This window comes from Ottowia thiooxydans DSM 14619 (assembly GCF_000422885.1).
In the GTDB taxonomy this organism is placed as follows: domain Bacteria; phylum Pseudomonadota; class Gammaproteobacteria; order Burkholderiales; family Burkholderiaceae_C; genus Ottowia; species Ottowia thiooxydans.
On sequence record NZ_AUGX01000008.1, the window covers coordinates 329,790 to 344,836 of the forward strand.

Genomic DNA, 15,047 nt, shown 5'->3' on the forward strand with positions numbered 1-15,047 from the left:
TTCTTACCAAGGACGCCTTGTTAATCCGAGCCGCTGAAATACCGAACAACATCTGTGAGCTCACCGTCCAGATTCATGTCGGCGAGCGTCGGGCCTGCAGACCATGGATCTATTCCGAGCAGTACCCCCAGGATATCGGCGACACCTCGGTGTAAGGGGGCTGAGAGTCCGGCCTGCTCTGCCAACCAAACCAGCGGGACGATGGCATAAGGAACATCCACTGACTCCCAGCCGCGCCAGGTGGTTGCAGGATAAGCCCCCCAAGCTTGCATGGCGTCGCAGTGAAGGACAGCCTCGTAAGCATTCTTTCCAGGCGTACCATAGTAATGGTCGATAGCTGTTGGCAAGGTCCGGTGGCGCACGCCATACGCTTTGCAAACGGCACCACGTTCGACGTCCAGTGCGTCGGCCAGTTTTCCGGCGCTTGGCACATTACATTCGCGATAAAACCGTACATGCTCACCACCACGCAGGTCAGCGCGCTCGATCATCCCGATACCTAGAAGCACCATCGCGGGGTGCACCATCAGGTTCAGGTTTTCCAGACCGGTCTGCAACGCAGATGGCGCTGCAAGGGCGTCCCCGAACAAGGGCTTGAGTTTGGCCAGCGCCTCAGTGATCCGGTGACCAGGCACCGTAGCGAACTCAACAGATCGGCGGCAGCGCCCGGTCACTACCACGCCATCCAACGCGGCAACGTGGGTAGGCACCCCTGCATCCGTGGCGATCACATCCTCGCGATTCGCTTTGCGCAGCAAGGGTCTCACGCGTGCTGCGGACCAGTAGCCGTGGCCCTGAATGTGAACCACGGCGCCGTGTGGCAAATCTTGAATCAGTTCCCCGAACCTGTTTTCCAATTCTGGCATTGGCACGTCGAGCAGCACCACTTCTGCCCCGTCGAGCGCTTGAGCCGCTGTGTCGCAAATGGCATGTAGTGGCGCTTTTCCAATCTTTCCAGAGTAGTAAACGCTGGGATCTCCCTTGAGTTCAAAGCCACCACTGGCTCGCAATTCATCAAGCTGCATCGACGGCCCGGAAAGTGGCGCGTAGCGAACTTCGTGGCCCGCAAGCGCCAAGTCGGCCGCGCAAGCGACGCCCAGATTGCGGTGTGTATTTCCGATAACTGCAACTTTGGTCATACGGTGCTCTCAGTTTGCTTTCAGGTTGAGTCGCTTGGCGAGCTCACTCGCAGACTTGATGTCGTTCGAGAGCAAACGTGCAGTGTTCTCCGGTGTGTTGTTGGCCGGAACCTCCAGGTTGGCTTCGGCGAAACGCTTTTGAACCGTGGGCGATTGCACTGCATTGCGTAGCGCCTCGTTGATTTTTGCCACGATAGCTGGCGGCGTACCGCTTGGCACCAGCATCATGTACCAGCCAATCGATTCGAAGTCCTTGAACTCCGGCAAGCCCGACTCCCTGAAGGTGGGTACGTTCGGTAAGGTCGACAACCGTTTGCCAGACATGACTGCGATCGCTCGCACGTTGTTTCTAGCCAGGAAAGGCATGGTGCTTGACGCAGGGTCGGTCGCCATCTGGACCTGACCACTCATGATGTCGGTCATCATCGTGCCACCACCACCACGATAGGGCACATGCGTCACCTGCAGGCCGCCGGCGGTGGCCAGCACCCGCTCAAAGCTGAAATGCATGGCACTGCCGATGCCAGCACTGCCGTAGTTGTATTTACCCGGATTGGCGCGAACCAGCGCAATCACCTCAGGTAATGTCTTGGCCGGAAAATCGTTATTGACGATCAGGATGGACGTAGTCGTTCCTACCAGGCCAACCGGAACCAAGTCCTCTTCCGGGTCGAAAGTGGTCTTGACCCCAAGCGCCTTGAGATAGGTGAGACTGGTCGTGGTGAGCAAAACGGTGTGCCCATCCTTAGGGGCGGAGGCGACAAATGCAGTGCCTGTCACCCCGCCTGCGCCACTTCTGTTGTCAACGATGAAAGTGCGGCCGAGTTGTTTACCCATCTCGTCGGCGACCACGCGCGCGGTCAGGTCAGCAGGTCCGCCGGCGCTAAACGGTACGACAATCCGCACCGGCTGCGCTGGCCATGCGGGAGCAGGCGATTGCGCCCATACGGTGCCTGCGAAACCCAATCCTATGCCGAGGATCCCGGTCACCCAAGGGCGGAACTGCTTTCTCATCGCGCTTCTCCTGTATAGGGAGGCCTATCGTGCCAGCGCGCCCGTGGTAGCGGAAGCCATTGAGAGGGCATTTATCCGTTGCGCTGTACGCATCAATCGAAGGCAAGGAAGCTACCATTGCAGCATGGATGCCAATGAAATCGCTTTCTTCGTCGCCGTGATGGATGCGGGAAGCTTTGCCAATGCGTCACGCAAACTCGGCATCGACCGCTCGAACATCAGTCGCCGCATACACAACATTGAAAAAGAGATTGGCGCTGTGCTTCTGGCTCGCACGACGCGGTCCATGCGCCCAACCGAGGCCGGTGAAATTCTCTACGAGCGTGGAGTCGCGATCAACGCTCAAGTCACAGAAGCAAACCGAGCTGTGCTCAGCCTGCGCTCGGAAGTGCGCGGGCCGCTGCACATCAGTTGCGCGCCACTGCTCTGGCGCCTTCACATGCAGAAGATTTTTTGGGCATTCTGCGCGGAGCACCCGGAGGTGCAGTTAAGCATCACGTTGCGAAACGAAGTCAACTTCACCCGAGAGAGTGTCGATGTTGCGCTGCGCGTCATCGACGACCTGGTGGATACCGTTGTGGCGCGGCAACTCGGTCACGTGAGTTGGAACTTGTGTGCGAGCCCGGCTTACTTACGCCGCAACGGCACGCCGAAGACGCCGCAAGAGCTAGCAGAGCACGCCTGGCTTAGTATCCGCACCCGCCCCATGCTGGAGTTCACGCGTGGCATAGAGTCGTGGCGAGTGAAGCCGTTTTCTCGCGTCGAGTGTGGCAGTCACAGCGTCCTTCACGAAGCTGCATTGGCCGGGCTAGGTCTTGGCTTCGTGCCTTCGTACGCGACTCATGAAGACTTTGCTCGCCGTCGGTTGGTTCCGTTACTTACCGGCTACGACGTGCTACCAACACCAGGCACTCGACTTTATGCGGTCACGCCAAAATCGCGTTATGTGGCCTCGCAGGTCAGATGTCTTCTCGATTTTCTGTGTGAGAAAACCAGCGGCGAGCCTGTTTGGCAGAAGAAGGGATGAGTACTCAAACCGATAGCGATTCCCATCACATCACCCGCATTTAGCGCGACCGCCTAGGCAACGCCAAAGACGCGTTTTTTCGGCCGCCAAGAAGCGGCAACGAAACACGCTCCGCGCGATTCGGCGTCACCGCTGACAGGCTAAACGCAAAGATTTTGCCCGGATGGCCCACAGTTTGGCGAGCCCCCGTCTGACAAGGTAGACGCAGTGCGCGGCATACAGTGATGTATCGGTCAATCCGACGCGGGACGTTTCCGTACTTCCCGCAAGCCAAGCAAAGGAATCTCCATGTCAAAAAACAAAATTCTTGTACTAGCCGCACTGGTGGGCTCAATGGCCGTACCGGCCTTCGCTCAGTCAACTCTTACCACCAGCCAAACCAATATGGACCAGCGCGCCGCCGCACAAGAAAGGCGCGCTGCCACATCCAAGGGGCAGCTGGCAACGGTCACACCTGAGCAAGCACGCGCCAATAGCATGCTGCGTTGCGCCAATTTGCCTAGTTTCTATAAGGTGGATTGCGAAGCTCGCGCGGGAGGCCAGGGTGAAGTCTCAGGTAGCGTCATTGGCGGAGGCCTCATCAAGGAAAGCGTGACCCAGGTCACAGCAGAAGAGCTGGCTAATGCGCCCCGGATCGAACTCAAACCACAGCCTGAGACATCCGCTGCACCACAGCGCCAGCGTACAGCGCCCCGCAACTAACGCGCTTAGGGAGAAGGGCCGAGCGGTTGTGTCACATATCCGCCGGCCACTATAGAAAAAGACACGAAGGCCGCGCACGTGGACCATAGAATTATCCGCGCTATACGGCCATTGTCAGCCCCGAAGCGCTCCGCCAATAAAGACACATTGCTGGCACTGGGGAGGGCTGCGGTCAGCACCAATGCCGCCAAGACTTCCGGTCCGAATGCACCGGCCCTCACCGCCAGGCTGGCAAATGTCCACACCAGTAGCGGGTGCAGAACTAGCTTACACCCTGCTATCCAGCCCACATCACGAGCGGAGGATTTTTCTTTGTGGTGGTGCTTGGCAAGCATTTGAGAACGCGCGAGCACTGCCCCGATAGTGAACAACGCGACGGGAGATGCAGCGTTTCCTAATAGCGTGACCGTTTGCATGACCGGTTGCCAAAGCTGCAAGTTCATGGCCCCACCGAGTGCGCCCAGCAAAATAGCCCAAGGCATGGGGTTGCGCAAAACACCTTTAAGAGCCCGCCCTGCTGCCTTGAGTGCCCCGGCTTCTCCCGCCACGCCCCACTGCGATAAGCCTATGCAGACGGAAGTTGTGACCGCCAAATCGATCAACAGCGTTGACATCACCGGCCCTACTGCACTTTCGCCCAGCAGAGCGAGAATCAGGGGCACGCCCATGAAACCTGAGTTCGGGAATGCAGCTACCAATGCGCCCATCGCCGCATCAGGCCATTGGGCTCCCCGCCTGCGGGCCAGCCAGCTTGTGAGGGCAACCACTAGGCCGGCGGCAGCGAGCCAGAGGATACAAATGACTGGATCGAACAGTTGAGCGATTGGCGTCGAACTGCCAAAGCGGTACAGCATGCACGGCAAGGCGAAGTAAAGCACGAACATGTTGAGACCCGCCACAGCCTCAAGCGGCAGTAGACGCGAGCGCGCTGCCGCGTAGCCACAAAAGACCAGGGCAAAAAAGGGCAGCGTGACAGAAAATATTTGGGCTAAGGCGCTCATGATTTCGGCAATTCAGCGTGCCGATGATGCCATCCCGCGATGTGGAGCGTCACTCGGTATGATCGGAACGGTCCATATTTTCAGCTCCCCGTCCGGGAGCAAGTTCAAGTTCGCCCTGCATGTCTGTCGACCGCCTCAACCTCGCCCAACAAGACGCCGTCAATCATCTGCGCGGCCCCTGTCTGGTGTTGGCAGGTGCCGGCTCCGGTAAAACCCGCGTCATCACACACAAGATCGGACGATTGATCCAGACTGGGCTGGAAGCTAAGCGCGTGGCTGCCATTACGTTCACCAACAAGGCCGCCAGCGAAATGCGCGAGCGCGCTCGCCACCTGATTGGAAAAGCCGCAGGTGAAGTGCTGATCTGCACCTTCCATGCCCTGGGTGTACGCCTGTTACGGGAAGACGGCGCCACCATGGGGTTAAAACCGCAATTCAGCATTCTGGACAGCGACGAATGCCTGAGCCTGCTGAAAGATTGCGGCACCACTACCGATGCGGCCACCGCCCGCCAGTGGCAATGGACCATCAGCCGGTGGAAAAGCGAAGGCCTCACCCCCGAAGAAGCACTCGCGCAAGCGACTAGCGAGGGCGAACGGGAGACGGCACGCTTGATGGCGCACTACCATGAGCGTTTGGTGGCCTATCAAGGGGTGGACTTTGATGACCTGATCGGCATGCCACTGCGCATGCTTAGAAATCACGCTTCGGTGAGCGAGAAATGGCAAACGCGCCTTGGGCATGTTCTGGTGGATGAGTATCAAGACACCAACGCTACGCAGTACGAACTCTTGAAGCTGCTGGTGGGCACTGAGGGCAACTTCACTGCAGTGGGCGATGATGACCAGAGCATCTACGGTTGGCGTGGCGCCACATTGGATAACCTCAAACGACTACCGCTGGACTACCCGCGCCTGAAAATCATCAAGCTGGAGCAGAACTACCGGTCTACCAGCGCTATCTTGCGCGCTGCGAACAACGTGATCGGGCCCAACCCGAAGCTCTTTCCCAAGAGATTGTTCTCTGAATTGGGTGAAGGCGAACCTGTGCGCGTGGTCGATTGCGACCACGAAATGCACGAGGCCGAACGCGCTTCTGCACGCATCCAAAGTTTGCGCGCTTCATCAGTACAAAAGGAATGGCGAGATTTCGCCATCCTGTACCGGGCCAATCACCAAGCCAGGCTCTTTGAGCAAGCCCTTCGACGAGCTCAAATCCCGTACAAGGTCTCTGGAGGTCAAAGCTTTTTTGATCGAGCGGAAATCAAGGATCTCTGCTCCTGGTTCCGGCTGTGGATCAACGAAGACGACGATCCAGCGTTCATGCGCGCCATCACCACGCCCAAACGCGGGATCGGCCACCAGACCTTGGCTCAATTGGGTGATCTGGCCACCAAGTATCACTTGAGCCTGTTTGGTGCCTTGTTCTCCCACTCACTCGGTGGCGTACTCTCTGCGCGCGCGGTTGGTAGCCTTCAGGAATTTGGCCGCTGCGTGAACGATTTGCAGCACAGGGCTCGGCACACCATCGGAGAGGAAGCGGCCAAAGTGTTCCTTTCTGACTGGTTGAAAGACATAGGCTACGAGAAATACCTTCAAGATGCCGAAGAAAGCGACAAGCTCGCGGCATCGCGCTGGAACAACGTGTTGGACTTTTGTGAGTGGATGGCAGGCCGCTGCGGTGGCCGCATTGACGATGCCGCCGGCGCCAGCGGGGGCAGTGAGAGCAAAAGCCTGTTGGATGTGGCCCAAACCATCTCCTTGCTGTCGACCCTGAGCGAACGCGAACAGGACCCGAACGTTGTCACACTTTCCACCCTCCATGCCTCCAAGGGCCTGGAGTGGCCACATGTGATTCTGGCCGGAGTGAACGAGGGTTTGCTGCCTTTTCGTACGGACGATGCGCCTGCAGACGCTGTCGTCGCGCGCATCGAGGAGGAGCGCCGCTTGATGTACGTGGGGATCACCCGCGCCCGGCAAACTCTTGCTGTGAGCTGGACGCGTCGTCGCAAAAAGGGCCGGGAAATCATAGCTGCCCAACCGAGCCGCTTCATCGCTGAAATGGCACTTGATCAAACCACTGCCCGGGAAGACCCGCGCGCGAAACTGAAAGCTCTCAGGGCAGAATTCGCGCTCAAGGCGGCTGTTACCGAGCAGGCTGCACAGGCAGCCTCCAAAGATTGATCCTCCTTATGAGAAGTACGCTTTCTTTCTTGTTGACTGTGGCCTTGTCCACAGCAGCCCTGGCTCAAGACCAATCTAAACCAGCGGCCACCCCGCGCTGTGCACCACCCAAGTCTTTTCAAGCCATCCAACTGTACGGCGCCTGGAGAATCGAGCTCCCCGCTGTCAAGCTAACTGGCAGCATGACACTGCGTCAGCACCCCGAATTCTCTGAGAGCCTACGCGGGGAACTGCGCTACGGCGACACGCAATCGATCGCCTCGGGAGATCTAGAGGAAGGGGAATTCAATCTGGATGAGTCGAGCGACCGCATAGGCATCACCGCCACATGGACTGGAAAGCTCGTCGAGAGCTCCTGCGGTAAGGAAATTCGCGGGGAATGGCAGGATTCGCGAAAAGGAGTCACGAGCCCGTTCATTCTCCGCCGGGATGCAGGCTGGTAATCCAGCCAGGAGCCTGACTACTATCGCATCCGAGAGTTGGCCTTGGCATCGACGATAGGAGACTGGCAGATTTGCGGAGCGAACGCCGAACATGGGCCAGCGGGGAAAGTTCTCGTTGAGTTCGCAGCCCCCGTCCCCATTGGCGAGTCAAAATTCGAAAAAAATGGGCCGCAACGGCCCGTTTATAGCTAAAAATCTCCAGGCTGATAGCTTTCCAGCGAGTCCGAGGCTAAGCGTAGATTCAAAACCAAAGAGTTTCAGCGAAACTGCGTCAACGATTTTCCGTGAATTTCCCTCAGCGGAAAAAACCGTGTTATTAAATCGCTTATTGAAATTCTCTAATTATTAGAGTCAGAGAAAACAAAAAAGCCCGCTGAAATTCAGCGGGCTTTTTAATTTGGTTGCGCGAGAAGGATTTGAACCTCCGACCTTTGGGTTATGAGCCCAACGAGCTACCAGACTGCTCCATCGCGCGGTAAGCTGTTATTGTAGCCGATTATTTAGCTTCTTGCTCGGCTTCTGAAGATATTTCTGCGCGATCGACTAATTCAACGAACGCCATAGGTGCGTTATCGCCAACGCGGAAACCCATCTTCAAAATACGTGTGTAACCACCTGGACGGGCGTTGAAACGCGGACCCAGATCGTTGAACAATTTCTTAACGCTGTCGTCATCACGCAAACGTGCAAATGCCAGACGGCGGTTTGCAACCGTAGACACTTTAGCCAAAGTGATCATGGGCTCGATCACGCGGCGCAGTTCCTTGGCTTTTGGAAGCGTGGTTTTGATGGCTTCGTGCTCGATGAGCGAATTCATCATGTTGCGCAGCATTGCCTGGCGGTGGGCGCTGGTGCGGTTAAGTTTGCGAAGGCCGTTGCCGTGACGCATGGTGCTTTTCCTTTTTAGAACTACCTTATTAAAGGGCCGCCGGATCAGGTACGGCCCCTGCACATGTACACCTGAAGTAATTCAGGTGTCATTCCTACTTTTTACGCCCAAATTCTTTCGGGCGAAACTTCGAAGAACGTACACCTAAATAGGTTTTAGGCGCAACTTCGAAGAGCCTTCGATTATAGCCCGGAATGCAGTGCCTCTCAACCCTGCATTCCGGCCGCAGCCCACTCCAAAGCAGGCCGCCATCTCAGGCTAAACCAGGTTTCCCTGGTTTGGACTTACCGTTTGTCCAGACCGGATGGTGGCCAGTTTTCCAGCTTCATGCCGAGAGTCAGGCCACGCGATGCCAAGACTTCCTTGATCTCGTTAAGAGATTTCCGGCCCAGGTTAGGGGTCTTGAGCAACTCGTTTTCAGTGCGCTGAATCAGATCACCGATGTAGTAGATGTTTTCGGCTTTCAGGCAGTTGGCCGAACGCACGGTCAATTCCAGCTCATCCACAGGGCGGAGCAAGATTGGATCGAAGCGTTCGCTACCACCACGTTGGGCCGGCTGATCGAAGGCGGCCAGTTCGCTGCCTTCCAGCTGTGCGAACACAGCCAGCTGCTCAACCAAGATCTTGGCAGAAGCACGAACTGCATCTTCGGCAGTGATCGCGCCGTTGGTTTCGATCTCAACCACCAGCTTGTCCAGATCGGTACGCTGCTCAACACGGGCGCTATCGACCGTGTAGCTCACGCGCTTGACAGGCGAGAACGAAGCATCGAGAACAATACGACCAATTGACTTGGTGGTTTCGTCAGCATAACGACGCATCGTGCCTGGCACATAACCACGGCCTTTTTCGACCTTGATCTGCATGTCCACTTTACCGCCTTGCGACAAAGTAGCAATCACGTGCTCAGGATTGATGATTTCCACATCGTGCGGAGTCTGGATGTCAGCCGCAGTGACGACGCCTTCGCCTTCTTTGCGCAGGCTGAGGGTCACTTCATCGCGGTTATGCAGCTTGAACACCACGCCTTTGAGGTTGAGGAGGATGTTGACAACATCTTCCTGAACACCGTCAATGGTGGAGTACTCGTGCAACACGCCAGCAATCGTGACTTCGGTCGGCGAATAGCCGACCATCGACGACAGCAGCACACGGCGCAGGGCATTGCCCAGAGTGTGGCCATAGCCGCGCTCGAAAGGCTCGAGTGTGACCTTGGCTTTGTTTGGGCCCAAGGGCTCGACGTTGATGGCTTTGGGTTTCAGCAGTTGGGTTTGCATTCTCTAGACTTCCTCTCAATACCCCCGGCTCGTTACACCGGTAAGGCTGGTGAAGCGCCAAACCCGCCAGGACGGCGGGTTGGAACAAGGGTGAACTAAAACCGCAAGAATCAGCGCGAATAAAGTTCGACGATCAGCGATTCGTTGATATCAGCGCCAAACTCATCCCGATCAGGTACTTTCTTGAAGGTACCTTCGACTTTGTCGACATTGACCTCGACCCAAGCTGGCATACCCACTTGGCCTGCCAATTGCATGGCTTCCAGAATGCGAGTTTGCGTCTTCGATTTTTCGCGCACAGACACGACGTCACCGGTCTTAACCATGTACGAAGGAATGTTGACAGGCTTGCCGTTCACGGTAACAGCCTTGTGCGAAACCAGCTGGCGCGCTTCAGCGCGAGTGGAGCCAAAGCCCATACGGTACGCGACGTTGTCCAGACGGGATTCCAGCAAGAACAGCAGGTTGGCGCCAGTGTTGCCACGGCGGCGGTCAGCTTCTTCGAAGTAGCGGCGGAATTGCTTTTCCAGCACGCCATACATGCGCTTGACCTTCTGCTTTTCACGCAATTGCAGACCGTAGTCTGAAGTGCGTTGGCCGGAAGTGCGGCCATGCTGACCCGGCTTGGAGTCGAATTTGCATTTGTCGCTGATGGAGCGGCGTGCGCTCTTCAGGAACAGATCGGTGCCTTCACGGCGGGAGAGTTTGGCCTTAGGGCCGAGATAACGTGCCACTTGAACTTCCTTCTTGCTTCATCTTCCACAGCAAGCCAAATTAGGCCAAACTGCGGGAGCCGTCATTCAAATGAATGGCGGCGGTGGGCTTGGGTTTAAAAAACGGTCTCCTGCGAACGCAGGAGCCGAATACGTACGATTAAATACGACGACGCTTTTGAGGGCGGCAGCCGTTGTGCGGCACGGGCGTGACGTCGGAGATCGAGGAGATGCGAATGCCAAGTGCGGCCAACGCGCGCACTGAGGATTCACGTCCTGGGCCTGGGCCCTTGATTTCGACGTCGACGTTCTTGATGCCTTGTTCGATGGCAGCGCGACCCGCCACCTCGGAAGCCACCTGAGCAGCGAAAGGCGTAGACTTGCGAGAGCCTTTGAAGCCCTGGCCACCTGACGATGCCCAAGACAACGCATTGCCTTGACGATCGGTGATGGTGATGATGGTGTTGTTGAACGACGCGTGCACGTGTGCAATGCCGTCCGAAATATTCTTCCGGACTTTCTTGCGAACACGCTGCGAAGCGTTATTGGCGGGTGCTTTGGCCATATTGAACCTTCTTCAATCCTAGAGCTTATTTTTTCAGCGACTGAGCAGCTTTGCGCGGACCTTTACGGGTACGAGCATTGGTGCGCGTGCGCTGGCCGCGCATAGGCAGGCCGCGACGATGGCGGAAGCCGCGGTAGCAGCCGATGTCCATCAAACGCTTGATGTTCATCGTTGTTTCACGACGCAAGTCGCCTTCAATGATGAAATTTGCGATTTGATCGCGAATTTTTTCCTGATCCCCGTCCGTCAGATCTTTGATCTTCTTGGAGAAGGGAATGCCGCAAGCCTCGCAAATCTCGCGGGCGCGTTGCCGACCAATACCGAAAATGGCGGTCAAGCCGATTTCAGCGTGTTTGTGCGGCGGAATGTTGATACCAGCAATACGTGCCATGTTCTATCCTCTGACGATTCTGATGGGCTGCATCAGCCTTGACGCTGCTTGTGGCGCGGATCTGTGCAGATCACGCGTACCACGCCCTTGCGGCGGATGATTTTGCAGTTACGGCAAATTTTCTTAACCGAAGCTGAAACTCTCATTTCATTCTCCTAAAACTATTCAATTCACTGCGCCTATTCAACGCGAAACACTATTCGTATCCTAAAAGGCGTCGAGGATCATTACCTCTGGCGCCTTTATGAACTAGGACACGTTTCTAAAGCGTCGTCTTGAAATTGGCTTTCTTCAATAACGATTCATACTGCTGCGACATCATGTAGTTTTGAACCTGAGACATAAAGTCCATGGTCACTACCACAATAATCAGCAACGAAGTGCCGCCAAAATAGAACGGAACGTTGTAGCGCAGAATCAGGAACTCAGGCAGCAGACAAACCAACGTGATGTAGATTGCGCCTGCCAATGTGAGGCGAACCAGGATCTTGTCGATATATCTAGCGGTCTGATCACCCGGGCGAATGCCTGGAATGAAAGCTCCGCTCTTTTTCAAGTTATCCGCGGTTTCCCGGCTGTTGAACACCAGGGCCGTGTAGAAAAAGCAGAAGAAGATGATGGCCGATGCATAAAGCATCACGTAGATCGGCTGACCTGGTGACAACGTAGCAGCGATATCCTTCAACCAGCGCATCGAATCACCAGCACTGAACCAACCCACGACAGTGGCCGGCAGCAAAATGATGGACGAAGCGAAGATCGGTGGAATAACACCGGCCATATTGACCTTGAGCGGAAGGTGAGACGATTGACCGCCATACACCTTATTGCCCACCTGACGCCGAGCGTAGTTCACAAGAATCTTGCGCTGACCACGCTCCATGAACACGACGAAGTAGGTTACTCCCGCAACCAGCACGACGATGAACAAGGCCACGATGATGCTCATTGCGCCGGTTCGTACCAGCTCCAACAGCCCACCGACAGCATTAGGCAAACCAGCTGCAATGCCCGCGAAGATCAGGATCGAGATCCCGTTGCCAAGACCACGCTCTGTAATCTGCTCGCCAAGCCACATGAGGAACATGGTGCCTGCCGTGAGACTGACCACTGCAGTCAAGCGGAAGCCAAAACCGGGGTTGATCACCAAGCCTTGCGAAGCCTCAAGTGCCACCGCAATACCCAGAGACTGGAACAGTGCGAGACCCAGCGTGCCATAACGCGTGTACTGCGTAATCTTGCGCTGACCGGACTGCCCTTCTTTCTTCAATTGCTCGAACGCCGGCAGCACGTAGGTCATCAGCTGCATCACGATCGAAGCCGAGATGTAGGGCATGATGCCAAGCGCAAACACGGTAAACCGCGAAAGCGCACCGCCGGAGAACATGTTGAACAAGTTCAGAATCCCGCCCTGCTGGCCCTCGAACAGCTGACGAAGCTGATCAGGGTTGATGCCGGGCACAGGGATGTGCGCGCCAAGCCGGTAAACGACCAGCGCGAGCAGCAAAAATACCAGCCGACGGCGAAGATCGCCGTATTTTCCGGTTTTTGCTATTTGCGGTGCGCTGGTGGCCACTACTCAAACACTTTCTAAAAAGCGATCAAGCCAGCGAGCCGCCAGCAGACTCAATAGCCGCCTTGGCACCAGCTGTCGCGCCAATACCGGTCAACTTGACTGCTTTAGTCAGTTCGCCCGATTTAATGACTTTGACAACTTTCACCAATTCGCCCACAAGACCTGCTTGCTTGAGCGCCAACATATCCACTTCGGCTGCGCCAAGGCGCTCGAGTGAAGTCAGCGTCACTTCAGCGTTGTACTTGAGCGTGCGCGACTTGAAGCCACGCTTAGGCAAGCGACGCTGCAGCGGCATTTGGCCGCCTTCGAAACCAACTTTATGGTAGCCGCCGGAACGCGACTTTTGACCTTTGTGACCGCGACCGGCTGTCTTTCCCAGACCGGAGCCGATCCCGCGGCCAACCCGCCGACGTGGGCGATTGGAGCCTGATGAAGGCTTGATAGTATTGAGTTCCATTACCGGATCCTCTTCAAACGATTTTGACCAGGTAGTCGATCTTGTTGATCATCCCGCGGACTGCAGGAGTATCTTCGAGTTCGCTCACGCTATTGAGCTTGCGCAGGCCCAGACCACGCACAGTAGCGCGATGCGATTCTTTGCAACCGATAGGGCTGCGAACCAGCTGGACCTTGACGGTTTTTTGTGGAGTTGTCATGTTTATGCTCCAGATCAGGCGAAGATGTCTTCGACTGATTTACCGCGCTTGGCCGCAACTTGAGACGGAGTCGTGCAGTTTTTCAGTGCGTCCAGAGTGGCGCGCACCATGTTGTATGGGTTGGAAGTGCCGTGGCTTTTGGCCACGATGTCGGTGATACCGACCACTTCGAACACTGCGCGCATTGGACCGCCCGCAATAATGCCGGTACCGCGAGGAGCCGGAGCCATCATCACGACTGCGGCGCCATGATGGCCCGTGACGTTGTGATGAATGGTGCCATTCTTGAGGGAAACCTTAGCCAGGTTGCGACGGGCTTCTTCCATCGCCTTTTGCACAGCAGCAGGCACTTCCTTGGATTTGCCTTTGCCCATGCCAACGCGGCCATCACCATCGCCCACAACTGTCAGTGCTGCGAAGCCGAGAATACGGCCGCCCTTGACCACTTTGGTCACGCGGTTGACCGCAATCATCTTTTCGCGAAGACCGTCCTCCGGACCGTCGCCTTGCGCTCTTGCCTGAAATTTAGTAGCCATCTTCTTTGCCCTGCCCGATTAGAACTGCAGACCTGCTTCACGAGCGGCTTCGGCTAATGCCTTGACGCGTCCGTGATAGGCGAAGCCTGCGCGGTCGAATGCCACCGTCTCGACGCCAGCGGCTTTTGCTCGTTCGGCAATACGCTTGCCGACTTGCTGTGCCGCGGCTGCGTTGCCGCCATTACCGCCAAGAGCCGTGCGCAATTCGCTTTCGGCCGTAGATGCGGTTGCCAGAACTTTGGCGCCGTCGCCAGAAATGACACTGGCGTAGATATGCGAATTGGTGCGGTTCACCGTCAGGCGAGCGACGCCCTTGATAGCGATGCGAATACGCGTCTGGCGTGCACGGCGGAGACGCTGCTCTTTCTTGCTCAACATGATGCAGGTCCTTATTTCTTCTTGGTTTCCTTGATCACGACCTTCTCATCCGAATAACGGATGCCTTTGCCTTTGTAAGGCTCAGGAGGACGTGATGCGCGGATTTCAGCTGCGATCTGACCAACGCGCTGACGATCAGCGCCCTTGACGATGATCTCAGTCGGCACCGGAGTGGTCACCGTGATGCCTTCAGGCATCTCGAAGTTCACTGGGTGAGAGAAACCAATCGCCAGATTCAATTTGTTGCCGCTGGCTGCAGCGCGGAATCCCACGCCAACCAAATTCAGCTTCTTCTCGAATCCCTTGCTCACACCCACCACCATGTTGTTCACCAGCTGACGCATGGTGCCACTCAGGGCGTTTGCTTCGCGTGACTCATCGACAGGAGCAAAAGACAATTTGCCGCCTTCGGAAGAGACTTTCACCAGGGCGTTTGGCACGAGTTTGAGCTCAGCGCCGCCGCCTTTAACGGTGATCAATTCGTCTTTGATAGACACATCGACGCCCGCGGGGACGTTGACGGCCATTTTTGCGATACGTGACATTTCAGGTTCTCC

19 protein-coding genes and 1 tRNA gene are annotated in these 15,047 nt (G+C 56.4%); 4 read left to right on the forward strand and 16 right to left on the reverse strand.

Annotated elements, in window-relative coordinates; all coding sequences use genetic code 11:
- Window positions 1-20 precede the first annotated feature (20 nt).
- Entirely contained in the window at window positions 21-1,139 is a 1,119-nt protein-coding gene (locus G518_RS0105265) for an NAD/NADP octopine/nopaline dehydrogenase family protein (protein ID WP_028601638.1), read from the reverse strand.
- A gap of 9 nt (window positions 1,140-1,148) precedes the next feature.
- The gene (locus tag G518_RS0105270; RefSeq protein ID WP_036593607.1) at window positions 1,149-2,153 is read right to left on the reverse strand and encodes a Bug family tripartite tricarboxylate transporter substrate binding protein; all 1,005 of its coding nucleotides are present in this window, start codon (window positions 2,151-2,153) and stop codon (window positions 1,149-1,151) included.
- A gap of 124 nt (window positions 2,154-2,277) precedes the next feature.
- Between G518_RS0105270 and G518_RS33985 the strand changes: the two genes are divergently transcribed.
- Together G518_RS33985 and G518_RS38285 are read left to right on the forward strand one after the other, a co-directional pair.
- A complete protein-coding gene (locus G518_RS33985; protein WP_051236059.1) occupies window positions 2,278-3,180 on the forward strand; it encodes a LysR family transcriptional regulator in 903 nt (300 codons plus the stop codon).
- Between the two features lie 288 nt (window positions 3,181-3,468).
- Window positions 3,469-3,882, forward strand: coding sequence for a hypothetical protein (locus tag G518_RS38285; RefSeq protein WP_051236061.1), 414 nt, complete (start codon window positions 3,469-3,471; stop codon window positions 3,880-3,882).
- Between the two features lie 5 nt (window positions 3,883-3,887).
- Here G518_RS38285 and G518_RS33995 read toward each other — a convergent pair whose 3' ends face one another.
- Window positions 3,888-4,883, reverse strand: coding sequence for an AEC family transporter (locus G518_RS33995; RefSeq protein WP_051236063.1), 996 nt, complete (start codon window positions 4,881-4,883; stop codon window positions 3,888-3,890).
- Between the two features lie 119 nt (window positions 4,884-5,002).
- Here G518_RS33995 and G518_RS0105290 point away from each other — a divergent pair, with 119 nt between their 5' ends.
- Together G518_RS0105290 and G518_RS34000 are read left to right on the forward strand one after the other, a co-directional pair.
- The gene (locus tag G518_RS0105290) at window positions 5,003-7,066 is read left to right on the forward strand and encodes an ATP-dependent helicase (RefSeq protein ID WP_028601640.1); all 2,064 of its coding nucleotides are present in this window, start codon (window positions 5,003-5,005) and stop codon (window positions 7,064-7,066) included.
- Window positions 7,067-7,074: 8 nt separating this feature from the next.
- On the forward strand, window positions 7,075-7,509 hold the full coding sequence (locus G518_RS34000; RefSeq protein WP_156909287.1) for a hypothetical protein: 435 nt from the start codon (window positions 7,075-7,077) through the stop codon (window positions 7,507-7,509).
- Window positions 7,510-7,907: 398 nt separating this feature from the next.
- On the opposite strand, the gene G518_RS0105300 is transcribed toward G518_RS34000, so the two are convergent.
- From G518_RS0105300 to rplF, 13 genes are all read right to left on the reverse strand, one after another.
- Window positions 7,908-7,984: transfer RNA gene (locus G518_RS0105300), tRNA-Met, on the reverse strand.
- Window positions 7,985-8,005: 21 nt separating this feature from the next.
- Entirely contained in the window at window positions 8,006-8,398 is a 393-nt protein-coding gene (rplQ, locus tag G518_RS0105305) for a 50S ribosomal protein L17 (RefSeq protein WP_028601641.1), read from the reverse strand.
- 284 nt (window positions 8,399-8,682) lie between these two features.
- On the reverse strand, window positions 8,683-9,675 hold the full coding sequence (locus G518_RS0105310) for a DNA-directed RNA polymerase subunit alpha (protein ID WP_028601642.1): 993 nt from the start codon (window positions 9,673-9,675) through the stop codon (window positions 8,683-8,685).
- Window positions 9,676-9,785: 110 nt separating this feature from the next.
- On the reverse strand, window positions 9,786-10,409 hold the full coding sequence (gene rpsD / locus G518_RS0105315; RefSeq protein WP_028601643.1) for a 30S ribosomal protein S4: 624 nt from the start codon (window positions 10,407-10,409) through the stop codon (window positions 9,786-9,788).
- Window positions 10,410-10,548: 139 nt separating this feature from the next.
- Complete coding sequence (rpsK, locus tag G518_RS0105320) at window positions 10,549-10,953, reverse strand: 30S ribosomal protein S11 (RefSeq protein WP_028601644.1); 405 nt, start codon at window positions 10,951-10,953, stop codon at window positions 10,549-10,551.
- A gap of 25 nt (window positions 10,954-10,978) precedes the next feature.
- Window positions 10,979-11,344 (reverse strand): 30S ribosomal protein S13, encoded by a 366-nt coding sequence (rpsM, locus tag G518_RS0105325; protein WP_028601645.1) that lies wholly within the window; start codon window positions 11,342-11,344, stop codon window positions 10,979-10,981.
- Window positions 11,345-11,376: 32 nt separating this feature from the next.
- A complete protein-coding gene (gene rpmJ, locus G518_RS0105330; RefSeq protein ID WP_011481465.1) occupies window positions 11,377-11,490 on the reverse strand; it encodes a 50S ribosomal protein L36 in 114 nt (37 codons plus the stop codon).
- A 116-nt stretch (window positions 11,491-11,606) separates the two neighbouring features.
- Window positions 11,607-12,920, reverse strand: coding sequence for a preprotein translocase subunit SecY (gene secY / locus G518_RS0105335; RefSeq protein ID WP_028601646.1), 1,314 nt, complete (start codon window positions 12,918-12,920; stop codon window positions 11,607-11,609).
- Window positions 12,921-12,945: 25 nt separating this feature from the next.
- Complete coding sequence (rplO, locus tag G518_RS0105340) at window positions 12,946-13,377, reverse strand: 50S ribosomal protein L15 (RefSeq protein WP_028601647.1); 432 nt, start codon at window positions 13,375-13,377, stop codon at window positions 12,946-12,948.
- 13 nt (window positions 13,378-13,390) lie between these two features.
- Window positions 13,391-13,576, reverse strand: coding sequence for a 50S ribosomal protein L30 (gene rpmD / locus G518_RS0105345; protein ID WP_028601648.1), 186 nt, complete (start codon window positions 13,574-13,576; stop codon window positions 13,391-13,393).
- A 14-nt stretch (window positions 13,577-13,590) separates the two neighbouring features.
- Window positions 13,591-14,112 carry a 30S ribosomal protein S5 gene (rpsE, locus tag G518_RS0105350; protein ID WP_028601649.1) on the reverse strand — a complete coding sequence of 174 codons (522 nt, stop codon included), beginning with the start codon at window positions 14,110-14,112 and terminating at the stop codon, window positions 13,591-13,593.
- An 18-nt stretch (window positions 14,113-14,130) separates the two neighbouring features.
- Window positions 14,131-14,490, reverse strand: a complete 360-nt coding sequence (gene rplR / locus G518_RS0105355; protein ID WP_036593611.1) for a 50S ribosomal protein L18 — start codon at window positions 14,488-14,490, stop codon at window positions 14,131-14,133.
- 11 nt (window positions 14,491-14,501) lie between these two features.
- On the reverse strand, window positions 14,502-15,035 hold the full coding sequence (gene rplF, locus G518_RS0105360; RefSeq protein WP_028601651.1) for a 50S ribosomal protein L6: 534 nt from the start codon (window positions 15,033-15,035) through the stop codon (window positions 14,502-14,504).
- Window positions 15,036-15,047: the final 12 nt, after the last annotated feature.

Bases quoted from the DNA above. Each gene is read 5' to 3' on its own strand.
- G518_RS0105265 (WP_028601638.1), bottom strand. From the start codon at position 1,139: ATGACCAAAGTTGCAGTTATCGGAAATACACACCGCAATCTGGGCGTC.
- G518_RS0105270 (WP_036593607.1), bottom strand. From the start codon at position 2,153: ATGAGAAAGCAGTTCCGCCCTTGGGTGACCGGGATCCTCGGCATAGGA.
- G518_RS33985 (WP_051236059.1), top strand. From the start codon at position 2,278: ATGGATGCCAATGAAATCGCTTTCTTCGTCGCCGTGATGGATGCGGGA.
- G518_RS38285 (WP_051236061.1), top strand. From the start codon at position 3,469: ATGTCAAAAAACAAAATTCTTGTACTAGCCGCACTGGTGGGCTCAATG.
- G518_RS33995 (WP_051236063.1), bottom strand. From the start codon at position 4,883: ATGAGCGCCTTAGCCCAAATATTTTCTGTCACGCTGCCCTTTTTTGCC.
- G518_RS0105290 (WP_028601640.1), top strand. From the start codon at position 5,003: ATGTCTGTCGACCGCCTCAACCTCGCCCAACAAGACGCCGTCAATCAT.
- G518_RS34000 (WP_156909287.1), top strand. From the start codon at position 7,075: ATGAGAAGTACGCTTTCTTTCTTGTTGACTGTGGCCTTGTCCACAGCA.
- rplQ (WP_028601641.1), bottom strand. From the start codon at position 8,398: ATGCGTCACGGCAACGGCCTTCGCAAACTTAACCGCACCAGCGCCCAC.
- G518_RS0105310 (WP_028601642.1), bottom strand. From the start codon at position 9,675: ATGCAAACCCAACTGCTGAAACCCAAAGCCATCAACGTCGAGCCCTTG.
- rpsK (WP_028601644.1), bottom strand. From the start codon at position 10,953: ATGGCCAAAGCACCCGCCAATAACGCTTCGCAGCGTGTTCGCAAGAAA.
- rpsM (WP_028601645.1), bottom strand. From the start codon at position 11,344: ATGGCACGTATTGCTGGTATCAACATTCCGCCGCACAAACACGCTGAA.
- rpmJ (WP_011481465.1), bottom strand. From the start codon at position 11,490: ATGAGAGTTTCAGCTTCGGTTAAGAAAATTTGCCGTAACTGCAAAATC.
- rplO (WP_028601647.1), bottom strand. From the start codon at position 13,377: ATGGAACTCAATACTATCAAGCCTTCATCAGGCTCCAATCGCCCACGT.
- rpmD (WP_028601648.1), bottom strand. From the start codon at position 13,576: ATGACAACTCCACAAAAAACCGTCAAGGTCCAGCTGGTTCGCAGCCCT.
- rpsE (WP_028601649.1), bottom strand. From the start codon at position 14,112: ATGGCTACTAAATTTCAGGCAAGAGCGCAAGGCGACGGTCCGGAGGAC.
- rplR (WP_036593611.1), bottom strand. From the start codon at position 14,490: ATGTTGAGCAAGAAAGAGCAGCGTCTCCGCCGTGCACGCCAGACGCGT.
- rplF (WP_028601651.1), bottom strand. From the start codon at position 15,035: ATGTCACGTATCGCAAAAATGGCCGTCAACGTCCCCGCGGGCGTCGAT.